The sequence below is a fragment of the Paraburkholderia phenazinium genome (genome assembly GCF_900141745.1).
Classification (GTDB): domain Bacteria; phylum Pseudomonadota; class Gammaproteobacteria; order Burkholderiales; family Burkholderiaceae; genus Paraburkholderia; species Paraburkholderia phenazinium_B.
In genome coordinates this window covers 3,731,033-3,745,861 of record NZ_FSRM01000002.1, presented here as the reverse complement: position 1 = coordinate 3,745,861, position 14,829 = coordinate 3,731,033, and the positions used below count along the sequence as shown (strand labels likewise).

The window sequence follows — 14,829 nt, the reverse complement described above, 5'->3', positions numbered from 1 at the left end:
GTGATGACCCTAGCATGAATTTATAAAGCAGAGTGGAGAAGAGTGGCTATCGGGTTAACGCTTGCAGAAAGGCGCTGCAGGGTGAGGCACGTCACCGTGTGCGCGTAATCGATCCGATTTAACCAGGGAATAATCCGGACTTCCGCGCATTGCGATTTAAATGACGGAAATGGGTGATGCAAATAAGAAAATATGCCCGATTGCAACGTTTCGGGTCGCAACTATAAGGTGGGGTGCACACAGCACGGCGAAGTGGCCGGCTGCCCTGAATAGATAGCGGAGACAAGGCGCATGGACGATCTTACTCAGCAAAAGCCGGCCCCTGCCGTTGGCGCGAACCGGTGGTGCCAGCTCGTGATTGGCATGCTGTGCATGGCCCTGGTTGCGAACCTGCAATACGCATGGACGCTCTTCGTGACGCCAATGAGCGTGCGTCACCACTGGGGGGACGCCTCCATCCAGCTCGCGTTTTCGATCTTCATTCTGACTGAAACGTGGCTCGTGCCCATCGAGGGCTGGCTGGTCGACAGGTTCGGCCCTCGACCGGTGGTCGCGGGCGGTGCGGTGTGCGCCGGGCTCGCATGGGTGATCGACTCGTATGCGACGACGCTGCCGCATCTTTATGTGGCCGCGGTAATTGGCGGAATTGGCGCGGGCTGTGTGTACGGTACGTGCGTCGGCAATGCGCTGAAGTGGTTTCCGGATCGGCGCGGCCTCGCAGCCGGGCTCACTGCAGCGGGCTTCGGTGCAGGTGCTGCCGTGACCGTGATTCCCATTGCCAACATGATTGTGCGCTCGGGCTACGAGCAGGCCTTCTTCTTTTTCGGCATTCTGCAAGGTGTCTGCATACTCGGTCTCGCGATGCTGTTGAAGAAGCCCGACACGCGCCAGGTACGCGCACCGAGCAAGAAATTCCTCGTTACCAAGGTCGACTACACACCGGGACAAATGATCAAGACACCCCTGTTCTGGGTGATCTACATTTCGTTTGTCGCCGTCGCGGCCGGTGGCTTGATGGCCACCGCGCAACTTGGTCCGATCGCGAAGGACTGGGGGCTCGCGCGCATTCCGATGAGCTTCTTCGGTATGACCTTGCCGCTGCTGACAGTGACGCTGTCGATCGACAATATTTGCAACGGCTTTACGCGGCCACTCTGCGGCTTCATCTCCGACAAGATTGGCCGCGAAAACGCCATGTTCCTGATCTTCAGCGGCGAAGGACTGGCGTTGCTCGGACTCATGCAATACGGCAGCAATCCGTATGCGTTCATCACTTTCGCAGCCCTTATCTTTTTGTTTTGGGGCGAAATCTTTTCGATCTTCCCGGCAATCTGTGCCGACACCTTCGGCAGTAAATATGCGGCGGCCAACGCAGGCACGTTGTACACAGCGAAGGGTACGGCTTCATTGCTCGTGCCGCTCGCCTCGATCCTGTCCACAACCGGTGGCTGGAATCTGGTGTTCATCGTGTCGGCCGTCGTGACGATCGCGGCAGCCATCTGCGCAAAGTTCATTCTCGCGCCGATGCGCTCGCGCTGGATCGGCTTGCACAACGCGCCTGCCGCTGCCGCCAATGGTCCGTCACGGCTCACGCACTGGCCGGAGCAGACAGGTGAATAACGGCACCGCGCAAATTAATGTAATACCCCAAAAGCAAGGAGTACCACGATGGACACCCAACTCGATCTCAAGCGATACGATCTCCTGATCGACGGTAAGCGTGTACCGCCGAGTAGCGGTGAATACTCGGTCGACATCAATCCTGCTACGGAAGAGCCCATTGCTTACGTGGCGCAAGGCAGCGTCTCCGATGTCGATACAGCGGTGCGTGCGGCGAGGGCCGCACTGAAGGTGTGGAATGCGCTTCGGTCGGCCGAACGTAGCCGGATCTTGAACCGCTTTGCGGATTTGTTGCGGGCTAACCAGGAAGAAATCGCAGCGCTTGAAAGTCTCGATGCAGGCAAGCCGATCTCGGCCGTGCAACGCCAGGATTTACCGGCCGCCATCGACACGCTCGCTTACTACGCCGGCTGGTGCGACAAGATCACCGGTCAGGTGGTACCTGTGCGGCCGGATGCACTGACCTACACGATTCGCGAGCCAGTCGGCGTGGTCGCGGCCATTGTGCCGTGGAATTTCCCGCTGATGATCGGCATGTGGAAAATCGCCCCTGCGCTAGCGTGCGGCTGCACGCTGATTGTCAAGCCGGCCGAGATTACGCCGCTCACCGCCTTGCGTGTGGGCGAACTCGCGCTCGAAGCCGGCGTGCCGCCCGGCGTGCTGAATATCGTCACGGGCAAGGGGAGTGTGGTTGGTAATGCACTGGTGGCCCATCCGGGTGTCGACAAGGTGACGTTCACCGGCTCACCCTCTGTAGGGCGTGGCATCCTGCAGGGCGCCGCCAGCAACTTCAAGCGGGTGACGCTCGAGCTGGGCGGCAAATCGGCCAACGTGATCTTCGCGGATGCGAACCTCGACAACGCGGTGCGTGCGGCGGCATCCGGGATTTTCTTTAACACCGGTCAGGTGTGTTCGGCCGGCTCGCGTATTCTGGCGCATCGCGATGTTTATGACGAAGTGGTCGAGCGGCTTGCGGCGCGCGCGAAATCGATGAAGATCGGCGACCCCACGGCGCGCGAAACTTCAATGGGGCCGCTTATCTCTGCCGCGCAAATGAAGACCGTGCTCGGGTACGTGGAGATAGGCCAGGAAGAGGGGGCAAAGCTCGTGACGGGTGGTAAGCGCGTTGGCGAGCGGGGCTTCTTTGTCGAACCCACTGTGTTTGCCAACGTCGAGCACGAGATGCGTATCTCGCAGGAGGAGATTTTTGGGCCGGTGGCGAGCGTGATCCGGTTTGACGACGAAGAAGACGCGTTACGGATTGCTAACGGTACGCTATACAGTCTCGCTGCAGGCGTGTGGAGTGCCGATATTGGCCGGGTGCATCGGGTCGCGCATGGACTCAAGGCCGGGACCGTGTGGATCAACACCTATGGGTATACCGATGTGCGCTTGCCGTGGGGTGGGGCGGGTGATTCGGGTTTCGGCCGGGAACATGGGGACGTGGCGATCGAAAACTTTACGGAACCCAAGGCTGTCTGGCTTGCGATCGATCAATAGTGTTTCAGGGCCGGTTGCGGAATCGAGCCTGCCAGACTCGATTCCGCACTCCTTAATGGCACTCCTTCTTTAAGCATCGGTGATGCGGAGTACGATTTATGCACCCTGCAACGCCATGCGTTCGCGCAACTTCACCAGCGCAAGTACCACGTCGATAGTCGGAGTGGCCTCGCCGACGAGGCGTCCCATTTCCTGCACGACGGTGAGCAGCGGATCGATTTCCATCGGCCGGCGGTTTTCCAGATCGACCAGCGTCGAGGTTTTATGTGCGCCCACTGCGCCGGCGCCATCGATCCGCTTTTCGACGTCGACGCGAAAGTGCACGCCGAACTGATCGGCGATGCGCTTTGCCTCGAGCATCATGGTGCGTGACACGGCACGCGTACCAGGGTCGCTGGTGAGCACGTCAAGTGTTGCGTGAGTGAGCGCGCTGATTGGGTTGAAGCAAAGATTGCCCCACAGCTTGAGCCAGATTTCATCGCGGATGTTATCGCGGATCGGCGCGTCGAAGCCCGCCGCCTGCATGATCTCGTGAAGCTGCTGGATGCGCGGCGTGCGCTCGCCGCTCGGCTCGCCGATGGGAAATTTCTTGCCATACACGTGCTTGATCAGCCCCGGCTCGACGATCTCAGCGGCGGGGTATAGCACGCAACCAACGGCGCGTTCGGGGCCGAGCCGCGTCCATTGCGTACCGTCCGGGTCGATGCTGGACAGGCGTGTGCCGGCGAACTTGCCGCCGTGCTGATAGAAGTACCAGTAGGGGATGCCGTTGACGCCCGTCACGATGGCCGTGTGCTTGCCGAGCAGCGGTTGCATCGATTCGACCACGCCCGGCAGCGAGTGCGCCTTGAGCGTCACGATCACGAAGTCTTGTACGCCGAGCTCACGGGGATCGGACGTGCACTTGACGGGCGCGCTGAACTCCTCGCCATCCATGAGCAAACGCGCGCCGTGTTCGCGCATCGCGGCCAGATGTGGGCCGCGCGCAATGAAGCTCACGTCCGCTCCAGCACGTGCCAACTGAACACCCATCAGCCCGCCGATCGCTCCCGCTCCGAAGATGCAGATTTTCATGTTTTCGTCCCAGTGGTAGTGAAAAGCCGCTTGCCCTCAGCACGACACGCCCGCAGAGAGTCACGGTTCAAGAATAGGGGGTGGCTACGATTAATGATAGTTAAAGTTTATGCGCTGATCCATTCGCTATGGGTTATGCGTCAAATTGACTCCGACCTCGCCCCCCGTACATCGATTAGCCAGACTCGTTGAGGACTTATCTCAATCTCATTGAGAAATGTCTTATATGCCCATCTGTCTGTGGCGGGCACAATTGCGCCCTCTCGACGAACGAAGATTGGGCGCTCGAGTTCTCGCTGACTGGCGCGGCATAGAGAGACGTAGTTCGACTCCATAAGTGCCATATTAAATTAGTCATCCTGATTTAGTGACGAGTAACGCTTTGTTGCGAGCGTACAGAAACTCTGTTTTTTAAGCGATTGTGTCTCAGGAGTGTCAAGTGCCGGAAAGTGCAGGACGAGCAACCACGAATCATGGCAGACGGTACGGCCAGACCCGGCCTGGCAGCGGTGCGGCAAGGCGGCGGGTAAGAACGCTGATCAAGCGCACCTTCGATATTGCGGCTGCGTCGTGCTTGCTCGTCGTGTTGTCTCCTGCGCTGTTGGTAGTGTCATGGCTGGTGAGGCTTGACGGTGGAAAGGCCATGTTCGGACACACTCGCGTAGGGCAGCACGGTCAGGCATTCAAATGTCTGAAGTTCCGCTCGATGGTGGTGAATGCCGATGCGGTGCTGAAGGATCTTCTGGATCGGGATCCACGGGCACGCATGGAATGGGAGCTTGAATTCAAGCTTAGGGACGATATCCGGATCACGCGCATCGGTCGTTTTCTGCGTCGCACGAGTCTGGACGAGCTGCCGCAACTATTGAACGTGGTGCGAGGCGAGATGAGCCTTGTCGGCCCGCGCCCGGTAGTGGAAGAAGAACTGGTCCGCTACGGCGACGACGTGCGCTATTACCTGATGGCCAGGCCCGGCATGACCGGTCTCTGGCAGGTCAGCGGCAGGAATGACACGGACTACGCCACGCGCGTGTCGCTCGACGTGTCGTATGTGAAGAGCTGGTCGCTTCGTCGCGACCTGGGAATCCTGATCAGGACGGTCAAGGTGGTCGTCACCGGGAGCGGTGCGTATTAAGCGCAAATTTGAGGTCGATATGGGTGTGTTGAGGGTAGTCCGCAATGGCGGTCCGCTATCGCGTGGACGTGTCTCCGGAATTCGGAAGTGGGTGGCGTTGGCACCTTTGTGCGCGACCCTGTGCGCGTGCGCGGTTGCACCCGGCATGCGCATGCAGGAACCGGCACGTATTCCGGCGGAGAGTGGCGATGCTCAGACCACGGAATCCCAATTGCCCGTTCCGGTCACGGATATCTCTATTGCACTGGTCAGGAAATTGCGGGAAGAAGCACGCAGCCTGGATTCGTCTGTCGTCGTGGACCTTCCTGTCGCGGCACACACCGCGTACGTCGTCGGGCCCGGTGACGTTCTGCAAATCATCGTTTGGGATCATCCCGAGCTGGCGGCTGCACTTGGGGCTCAACCTGCCACCGCAGCGCGTCCATCCGATGCTCCCGCAGGATTCGTTATCGATCAGGATGGGACGCTGCAGTTTCCCTACGTCGGTCGGCTGCATGTAGGCGGCTTACGGCCTGAGGAGATCCAGACACAGCTGGTGAACGCGCTTGGCAGTACGTTTCGCAATCCTCAGGTTACGGTGCGCGTCGCTTCGTTTCGATCTGGGCAGGTATACATCGAGGGCGAGATCCACACTCCCGGGTCTCAACCAGTCAACGATATTCCGATGACGCTGTATGACGCGATCAGCCGCGCGGGCGGCTTTATCGATAGTGCAGATCAGAGCCGCGTCATTCTCGTGCGCGACGGCGTCTCGAAGCAGATCAACCTGGCTGACGGTGCAGGACAGGTAGGTAATCCTGCTCAAATCGTCCTGAGGGGCGGTGACCTCGTTCATGTTTTGTCTCGCGAAGACAGCGGGGCGTTTGTGATGGGCGAAGTCAACAAACCCGTTACTGCGCTTCCGAAGAGAAACGGCAAGCTAACGCTTAGTGATGCGCTGTCGCAGGCGGGTAGTTTGAATGCGACAACTGCCGATGCCGCGCAACTCTACGTGATTCGCGGATCGCTCGAGTCGAAGCCGCAGGTGTTTCATCTCGACGCCAGCTCGCCAGTAGCGATGGTGCTGGCGAACCAGTTCGAATTGCAGCCTAAGGACATCGTCTATGTCGACGGTAACGGCCTCGTGCGCTTTAGCCGGGTGCTCAGTTTGTTGCTGCCCGCCGTCAACGCCGGTTTGACGGCCGCAGTGGTGGCGAAGTGATCGGGACGATTCTCGTCGTCTGCGAGGGCAACGTATGCCGTAGCCCGATGGCCGAAGCATTGCTCGGCGCGGCACTGCCTGACGTGAAAGTTGCGTCCTGCGGAGTCAACGCATTGACCGGCAAACCTGCAACGGCCATTGCCCAGGACGTCATGCGCGAGCGCGGCGTTGACATTGGAGGACATCGGGCTCGGCAGATCAGTAGAAGCCTGTGTGTGGAAGCCGATCTGATCCTGGTTATGGACCGGGATCAACGCAGATTTCTGGAAGAGCGCTACTCGTTTGCACGCGGCAAGGTCTTTCGCCTTGGCGAGCATGACGATTTCGACATTCACGATCCCTACCGCCAGCCACGCTTTGTTTTTGAGCGTTGCGCGCGGCTGATCGAGGCGGGCATTGCTCGCTGGCTGACGCGCCTCCAGCTTGTTCGAGCGCGCGACTCGCTGAGTGCAGCCGAACCCGCCCGTACATGATTAACGAATATGAATCAAATCAGTCAAGATCCTCAGCCTCCCATCGATACAAATGGCGATGCCGACTTCGTCGCCATGCTCGACGTTCTCGTTGGAAGCCGTTGGTTGATCGCCTCGGTGATGGCCGGCTTTATTTTCCTCGGCGCAGCATACGCGCTGCTGGCAAAGCCCGTCTACCAGGCGGACATTCTGGTTCAGGTCGAAGACAGTCCCGACACGTCGGCTGCAAAGAGCCTGCTTGGCGACGTCTCGTCGATGTTCGACGTGAAGTCGTCTGCCTCGGCTGAGACACAGATTCTTGCGTCGCGCCTCGTCGTGTCGCGGGCAGTCGACAATCTGCATCTGTTCGTGATCGCCAGGCCGCTACGCTTTCCCGTGATAGGAAACTGGATTGCGCACCGCAACGGTGGTTTGTCGAAGCCGGGTTTCATGGGCTTGGGTGGCTACACGTGGGGCGGTGAGAGTATCGACGTGCCCATCTTTAACGTGCCGGAAGCGTTAGAGGGTGATGCGTTCACGGTGACCGCTCTTGGCGGTGGTCGTTACAGGTTCTCAGGAAGCGATCTCGAGGCAAGCATTGACGGCACAGTCGGCACGCTTGAGCGCTTTACGACGAGCCGCGGCATGATCGAACTGCGCATCGATGCCATCTCGGCGATGCCGGGCGCCAATTTCAAGCTGGTGCGCAAGTCCAGGCTGCAAACGATCCTCGATCTGCAGGACAAGCTCAACGTCCAGGAAAAGATCAAGCAATCCGATGTGATGGTTGCGAGCCTGCAGGACACGGACCCACAACTGGTCAGCCGCGCGATGAACGAGATCGGCCGCCAGTACATCCGCCAGAACGTCGAAAGAAAGTCGGCGGAGGCTGCGCAATCGCTCGAGTTCCTTAGCGGTCAGTTGCCGCAACTCAAGGACCAGTTGAACGAATCGGAGGCACGTCTGACGAAATTCCGTGCGCAGCATGGAACGGTTGATCTTACCGAAGAGGCCAGGCTCTCATTGGCGCAGACGGCGGACGCCAAAACCCGTTTGCTGGAGCTGCAGCAGAAGCGGCAGGAGCTGTTATCGCACTTGATGGACCGGCATCCGGATGTCGTCGCGATTGACGAGCAGATTGCCGCGCTGGGCGCTTACCGCGATCAGGCAGAAAAGCAGATTCGTCAGCTTCCCGATCTGCAGCAGGATTCTCTACGTCTCATGCTCGACGTCAAGGTCAATACCGATCTTTACACGGCGCTCGTGAATAACATGCAGCAACTGCAACTGATTCGCGCCGGCAAGGTGGGGAACGTGCGGCTAGTCGATACGGCGGCGGTTCCGGAAACTCCGGTTAAACCGAAGAAGCTGCTGGTCATGGTGGCGTCTGCCATGCTTGGCTTGCTCGTCGGCTGCGGTACGGCGCTTGCACGCACAATGCTGTTTCGCGGTATTTCCGACGCTAACGAGATCGAGCAGTGTCTTGGGCTGAGCGTCTATGCAACAGTCCCGTTGAGCAATCGTCAGAAAGCGCTCTCTGAGCAGACAAAAACGGGCGGCCCCGATGTGCTCCTCCTGTCGTATGTGTTTCCGAATGATCCCGCCGTTGAAAGCCTGCGAAGCTTGCGTACCGCGCTCCAGTTCGCGATTGTCGAGGCAAAGAACAATGTCGTGGTGATCGCGGGACCCGCGCCGGGGGCCGGCAAATCGTTTATTTCGTCAAACCTCGCCGCCGTACTGGCAATGGCAGGAAAACGCGTCTTGCTGGTGGACGGCGACATGCGCAAAGGCCGCCTGCACGAATACCTGGGACTCGTCCGTGGACGCGGCTTATCCGAACTGATAGAGAGCAATGCGCCGTTTGACGACGTGCTGCATTCCAACGTGATCGACGGACTGGATTTTCTTTCCACAGGCGCGCTGCCGAAGAATCCCGCAGAGCTGCTCCTGAATAGTCGCCTGGCGAAACTGATTGAAGCGTTCTCGAAGAGCTACGACGTTGTCGTTATCGACTCGCCACCCGTTCTCGCGGTGGCCGATACGGGCACGCTGGCCTCGATGGCGGGTACGACCTTCCTGGTTGCGCGCGCAGAGGCAACGAGACTTGGTGAACTGACCGAGTCTGCCAAGCGTTTGGCTCAAAACGGCGTTCGTCTGAACGGCATCGTGTTTAACGGTGCGAATCCCCGCCTCGAACAGTCCCGATTCGGCTCGAAATATGGCGGCTATCGCTATGTCGCGTACGAATATGGAGCCGACCAGGATGCTTGAGATGAGCGCTCTGTCATGATCAAGGCGAAAGACTCCGTTGTGTCGCTGATTGGCGTGGTAAGTGCTCAGATCGTGCTTTTTCTGTGCATCTCGCTGATCGGGCGTTCGAGCGGACCGGAGGTGCTGGGACATTTTAACTACACGCTCGCGCTCGGCACGTTTGCCGGGACGCTGCTGGCGTGTCGTTATGAGCTCGCTTGCGTCAGCGATAGCCCGCAGCAATCCTTCAACGCGCTTGTCAATGTGATTAGCCTCAGCGCAGGCGTCATTCTCATTGCAGTGGCGATCAGCTTCGTTGCTGGGCGCTCCGACCTGTACATCGTTGAAGCCTTCGCGTTTGCCTACTTCATTCAGCAGGCCGCCGGCGCCTATCTCAACAGCATACGGCGCTATGGATGGATAGCGGTATGCCGTTTGGCGGTGAACCTCGCATTTCTGACGTGCCTGGCTGGAAGATGGGGGGTGCTCGCAACTAGAGGACTGGACGTTTTCGTTGCCTATACCGTAGTCAATGTAGTGGTCGCAGTCCTGATGCTTGTCTGGATTCTTCTGCTGGGAAAACGACGAGGATACGAGTTTCGGGTGTCGCGCGAGTTCTTTGTTGCGAACAGTCGATTCGCAAAATATATCCTGCCTTCAACCGTCTTCGGATCGGTGTTGACTTACGCATTGGCGATCGTCATCCCACATTGGTTTGGCGCCGAAAGCGCGGGGTATTTCGCCGCGGCCTACCGGCTGGGGTGTTTCCCCGTCTCGTTGATCGGTCAGAGCCTCGGTGGCGTGTTCCGGCGCGATGCGGTTGCGGCCATCGCTAAGGATGACTTACCAGATGCCTTGTCGAAGGTGTTTCTGGCTTACGCGCGATCGCTCGCGGTGCTTGCATTGCTGTACGCAGTTGGCGGCGCTCTGCTCTTCGGGCCGCTTGTAAAGATGGTGTTCGGCAATCGATGGGACGGAGCGATCGGCTTCTATTACGACCTGATTCCTCTTTTTGCGTTTCAGATGATTTATGTGCCGTTGTCCCAGGTATTTCTGGCCGTCAGACAGCAGCGAACCGACTTCCTGTTTCAGTTGTCGTGCGGCGCAACGCTCATGAGTGTGTTGTTCGCGGCCCGTCTCATGAATCTGTCGGCACAGGCGAGCATCCGGAGCTTTTCGTTGGCCGGCGCCATGTTGATGATCTGCGGCATCACGCTGACATTCAAGGTGATGAGCGGCAGCGTCTCGCGTGTTCACGCTTCGACCTGATTTCCACAAACATAGTAGAAAAACGGACCATGATTGCTTTTGTTGTTGATTCGATGGAGCGCTATTACTTCGCGAGAAGACTGGTGAAGGCTGTCGGTAAAGAACTGGATTTCCTGTTTCTAACGAGTGAGCCGGTTGCGCATGTCCGGCTCTCGTTGTCGGGTTTGCGCTCGATCTATCTGCGCAAGACAGGTTTGCTGCGCTCCAGTCCCAATGAATGCCCGACAGGGACCCAGTATGACGCCGCCATTGAGGTATTGAATGGGCACGTTTCCATGGAACGCGCACGACGCGATGCTGCTGCGATCTGCAGCAGCGTTTCCAGGGCGTTTCGGAGATTCGCGGTTTCGCAATGCGTCATATGGAACGGTCAGCAACTACTCGGTCGAACCATTGGTAAGGTTTGCGAACAGCATGGCGTGCAGCGCAGATTCCTCGAGATATCCAATCTCCCGAACAAGCTGTTCGTCGATAGCCTGGGAGTCAATGCTCTCTCGACTATCAGTGCAGATCCCGCGGTGATCGATGCGTTGCAGATGCCCAGTGAAGACGAACATCGTCGCTGGCTCGTGGATTACGAGCAATACAAATCCAGGCCGTTACCTCAGTCGCAAACGTTCGTGAGTCGCAAGGCTGTGGCCGTGCTCAACTATGCGTTGAAGTTCGCCACACGAGGTGTCGCCAGGACTTCGTTGCGTACCATCCGGATCGGAAGCAGCAAGGCAGCGCATCGGCAGGCACAGAACGTTTCGCCGAAGGACCTGTCCGCGCAGCCTTACGTGTTCTTGCCGCTGCAGGTTTCCGGCGATACGCAGATCAAACTGCACTCCGATGTGAATAATGTTGGCGCGATTGAGATTGCGTCCGGGTTGGCAGCGAAGGCCGGGGCTCGACTGCTGGTGAAGCTGCACCCCGCGGAGAACGATGCCGCGATGATCGCGGAAATTGTGCGTCTTAAGAATGCTTACTTATTCGATCTGGTCTCGGCGCCTACGACGGAACTGATCAGGCATGCGCAGATGGTCGTGACCATCAACTCGACGGTGGGCCTCGAAGCGCTGCTGTACGGGAAGAAGGTCGTATCGCTGGGGCGATGTTTCTACAAGGACTTCGATCAGGCAAGGCTCCGCAAATACATTCATTCGTTTTTGATTGACGGCATCGACTATTTTGGTTCTGGTGAGATTTCTACGCTGTCGGCGCGAAATGTTTTTGCCCGGACGGTATAGAAATGAACGATTTGTCGGCGTTGAATCGCGGCTTGCGCGGCCGCACTGAACTGAGCACGGGCCGATGTGCTGTGTTGATCCCTCACTACAACAACCCCGAGGGGCTGCTGAAATCGTTGTCCTCTATCGGGAAAGACGAAGCGGTGGATGTCTGGGTGGTGGACGACGGCAGCCAGCGAAAACCCGATGAGACTGCTGCGAAGAAAGCATTTGACGGACGCATCAGGTTTGGCTATTTGCCACGAAATCAGGGTATTCAATTCGCGCTGAATGCGGGACTGCTCGAGATTGAACAACACTATGAATATGTCGCCAGACTGGATTGCGGAGATACGTGTGCTCCCAATCGCTTCCGCTTGCAAATGGAGTTTCTTGATAATAATCGGAAAATCATGCTGTTGGGGAGTGCAGTCACCTTCGTAGACACCGAAGGCGAACCCCAATACACGCTGACACTGCCGGTGAAGGCCCGAAAAATCCGACGTGCCATGCATCTGAATTGTGCCTTCGTACACCCCGCAGTGATGTGGCGATGCACGGTCATGAGCAGACTGGGTAGCTATCCGATCGACTATCCGATGGCCGAGGACTACGCCTTCTTCTGGAAGTTTGTCAGCAGGTTTGAGACGGCCAACCTGCAGGCCGCGTTGGTAAGTTGCGAAATCAATCCGAATGGGCTCTCAATTAGCAGGCGCAAGCAGCAATTGCAGTCGAGATTGCGTTTGCAATTGCGGTATGCCCGCGCCAATGCGGCGACCGTATATGGCGTGATTAAAACGCTGGCGTTGATGGCTATTCCATATTCGATGGTGCTCTGGCTGAAGCGGCGGTAGCCCAGATAAATCCGGTCAGAACTCGAAAGTAGTCAATTGCCGCGCATTGAACGCGGCAACTTCGGTTAATCCATTAATTCATCAATAACTGACGCGTCCTCGGTAATTAGGGGCTGCGGCGGTGCAACGCCTTTGCGCCGACGGGGCATTGACGACTGCCCGTCTAAAACTGGAAATATGTTCGAAATGTTGTCTCAGCCCACGCAAGGCAAAGCCCTGAAGATTGTTCAGCTACTGGAGTCGAGCGCAACCGGAACGTTGTCGATGGTGTGCATGATCGCAAACCGGCTCGCGCAGGAGGGCCACCACGTGCATGTGATCTACTCGGTTCGGAAGGATACGCCGGCCGATCTCAGGGCGTTGTTCCACAAGGACGTCGTGTTGCGGCATATCCAGATGAAAAACGCGCGTGTGCTGTCGGTTCTCGCGGATGTGCGCGCCGCATTGAAAGAGGTTGAACCCGACATCGTGCACTTGCACTCATCCTTCGCGGGCTTCCTGGGTCGGATCGCGGCGATGTTTTCATTCCGCAAAACCGCATTCTTTTATAGCCCACACTGCATTTCCTTTATGCGCAGAGATGTTTCCATGCTCAGGAGACTGTCGTTCGCGGGCCTCGAATTGATTGCCTGTGTCAGGAGGTGCCTGTACATCGCCTGCTCCGAGAGCGAGCGCCTTGCAATACGAGCCTATCTGAGACGGCCGGTCGTGGTGATCGAAAATGCGGTTGCTAGCGTACCGGCTGCGAGTCCCGACAAAACGAGGTACGACACGATGGCTCGTGGGTGTATCGTTACTGTTGGTGGGATTCGGGCGCAAAAGAATCCGCGCCTGTTTGCCGAGATCGCCCGCCGGTTTAAGGGGCGTGGCATGCGGTTCCTCTGGATCGGCGATGGCGATCAGGCGCTCAAGGATGAGCTGCTGGCCGCAGGCGTCGACGTGAGTGGCTGGCTGGGTCGAGCTGAAGTCATGGATTGTCTCCAGCGAGCCAGCCTGTATCTGTCTACGGCGTCGTGGGAAGGCATGCCGGTGTCGGTTATCGAAGCCATGCTACTGAGGCGACCGGCGGTTGTCTTTGCCTGTGCGGGAAATGTAGACGTCGTGCGCCACCTGGATACCGGGGCGATTTTCAGAACCGCGGACGAGGCGGTCGAATTACTTGCCAGGCTTGCCGAAGATGAGATGCTTCGGGAGGCTATCGCGGCACGCGCTCATGCGGAGGCGCAGGCACGATTTTGCGAGGACAGGTTCTTCAAGGAACTGATACCGGTTTATATTGCGGGTCGAGAAGGGCGTTTGCGGAGGGGCGGTCCCACGCGTTTGCGTGCGTGGCTCGAATCGGCATTGCCGTGACTTACCCAACAATCTGGAGAAGAAAGTGAAAGTACATATTGGTTCAGGCATCGACATTGGGAACAATCTGCCGTTCGTGCTGTTCGGCGGACTGAACGTTCTCGAGAACCTCGATCTTACCCTTGACGTCTGCGGCCAGTTTGTAGAGACCACGCGGAAACTGAACATCCCGTTTGTCTTCAAGGCGTCTTTCGACAAGGCGAACCGGTCGTCGATCCGTTCTTATCGCGGCGTGGGCCTCGATGAGGGACTCACCATTCTCAGCGCCGTGAAGGAGCGCTTCGGCGTCCCTGTGATCACCGACGTTCATGAGGTCGAGCAGGCGGCAGCGGTCGGCCAGGTTGCGGATGTTTTACAGGTTCCGGCATTTCTGGCGCGCCAAACGGATCTCGTCGTGGCGATCGCAAAGACCGGTAAGCCGATCAACGTCAAAAAACCGCAGTTCATGAGCCCCACGCAGCTGAAACATGTGGTGACGAAGTGCCGCGAGGTGGGTAACGACCAAGTGATTCTTTGCGAGCGCGGCAGTTCGTTTGGCTACGACAATCTCGTGGTGGACATGCTGGGTTTTCGCCAGATGGCGGAAGCGACCGGTGGATGTCCTGTGATCTTCGACGTCACTCACAGCCTGCAGAATCGCGATCCGCTAGGCGAGGCATCGGGAGGCCGTCGGCGTCAGGTGCTGGATCTGGCGAGAGCCGGTATGGCAGTGGGTCTGGGTGGCCTGTTCCTGGAGGCGCACCCTGATCCGGACAACGCGCGTTGCGATGGGCCTAGCGCGCTGCCGCTCCATTTGCTTGAGGCGTTCCTCACGCAAATCAAGGCGATTGACGATCTGGTGAAGGGCATGCCCGTGTTGGACATCCGCTGAGCGGGCTCGAGTAGTCATTGGCAAGCGCGAAGGCTGGGCACT

At 58.1% G+C, this 14,829-nt stretch carries 11 protein-coding genes and 1 pseudogene; 11 read left to right on the top strand and 1 reads right to left on the bottom strand.

The genetic code is table 11. The features are described from left to right. The first annotated feature begins 291 nt into the window (after nucleotides 1-291). Together oxlT and BUS06_RS36660 are read left to right on the top strand one after the other, a co-directional pair. Nucleotides 292-1,620, top strand: coding sequence for an oxalate/formate MFS antiporter (gene oxlT / locus BUS06_RS36665; RefSeq protein ID WP_074269120.1), 1,329 nt, complete (start codon nucleotides 292-294; stop codon nucleotides 1,618-1,620). Nucleotides 1,621-1,668: 48 nt separating this feature from the next. Continuing rightward, entirely contained in the window at nucleotides 1,669-3,120 is a 1,452-nt protein-coding gene (locus BUS06_RS36660; protein ID WP_074269119.1) for an aldehyde dehydrogenase family protein, read from the top strand. 96 nt (nucleotides 3,121-3,216) lie between these two features. On the opposite strand, the gene BUS06_RS36655 is transcribed toward BUS06_RS36660, so the two are convergent. After that, nucleotides 3,217-4,194, bottom strand: coding sequence for a 2-dehydropantoate 2-reductase (locus BUS06_RS36655; protein WP_074269118.1), 978 nt, complete (start codon nucleotides 4,192-4,194; stop codon nucleotides 3,217-3,219). Nucleotides 4,195-4,654: 460 nt separating this feature from the next. Between BUS06_RS36655 and BUS06_RS36650 the strand changes: the two are divergent. From BUS06_RS36650 to kdsA, 9 genes and pseudogenes are all read left to right on the top strand, one after another. Continuing rightward, a pseudogene (locus BUS06_RS36650) lies at nucleotides 4,655-5,329 on the top strand (sugar transferase); the annotation flags it as partial. Nucleotides 5,330-5,348: 19 nt separating this feature from the next. Further along, a complete protein-coding gene (locus BUS06_RS36645; protein WP_074269117.1) occupies nucleotides 5,349-6,530 on the top strand; it encodes a polysaccharide biosynthesis/export family protein in 1,182 nt (393 codons plus the stop codon). Further along, nucleotides 6,527-7,003 (top strand): low molecular weight protein-tyrosine-phosphatase, encoded by a 477-nt coding sequence (locus tag BUS06_RS36640; RefSeq protein ID WP_074269116.1) that lies wholly within the window; start codon nucleotides 6,527-6,529, stop codon nucleotides 7,001-7,003. Before BUS06_RS36645 ends, BUS06_RS36640 begins: the two co-directional genes overlap by 4 nt. A 9-nt stretch (nucleotides 7,004-7,012) precedes the next feature. After that, on the top strand, nucleotides 7,013-9,253 hold the full coding sequence (locus BUS06_RS36635; RefSeq protein WP_074269115.1) for a polysaccharide biosynthesis tyrosine autokinase: 2,241 nt from the start codon (nucleotides 7,013-7,015) through the stop codon (nucleotides 9,251-9,253). Nucleotides 9,254-9,268: 15 nt separating this feature from the next. Further along, nucleotides 9,269-10,501: a lipopolysaccharide biosynthesis protein gene (locus BUS06_RS36630; protein WP_074269114.1), complete on the top strand. Its 1,233-nt coding sequence runs from the start codon at nucleotides 9,269-9,271 to the stop codon at nucleotides 10,499-10,501. A 29-nt stretch (nucleotides 10,502-10,530) separates the two neighbouring features. Then, nucleotides 10,531-11,730, top strand: a complete 1,200-nt coding sequence (locus tag BUS06_RS36625) for a capsular polysaccharide export protein, LipB/KpsS family (protein WP_074269113.1) — start codon at nucleotides 10,531-10,533, stop codon at nucleotides 11,728-11,730. 2 nt (nucleotides 11,731-11,732) lie between these two features. Then, nucleotides 11,733-12,563 carry a glycosyltransferase gene (locus BUS06_RS36620; RefSeq protein WP_074269112.1) on the top strand — a complete coding sequence of 277 codons (831 nt, stop codon included), beginning with the start codon at nucleotides 11,733-11,735 and terminating at the stop codon, nucleotides 12,561-12,563. A 177-nt stretch (nucleotides 12,564-12,740) separates the two neighbouring features. Beyond that, nucleotides 12,741-13,916, top strand: a complete 1,176-nt coding sequence (locus BUS06_RS36615; protein ID WP_083611758.1) for a glycosyltransferase — start codon at nucleotides 12,741-12,743, stop codon at nucleotides 13,914-13,916. 25 nt (nucleotides 13,917-13,941) lie between these two features. Continuing rightward, nucleotides 13,942-14,787 (top strand): 3-deoxy-8-phosphooctulonate synthase, encoded by an 846-nt coding sequence (gene kdsA / locus BUS06_RS36610; protein ID WP_074269111.1) that lies wholly within the window; start codon nucleotides 13,942-13,944, stop codon nucleotides 14,785-14,787. Nucleotides 14,788-14,829 lie beyond the last annotated feature (42 nt).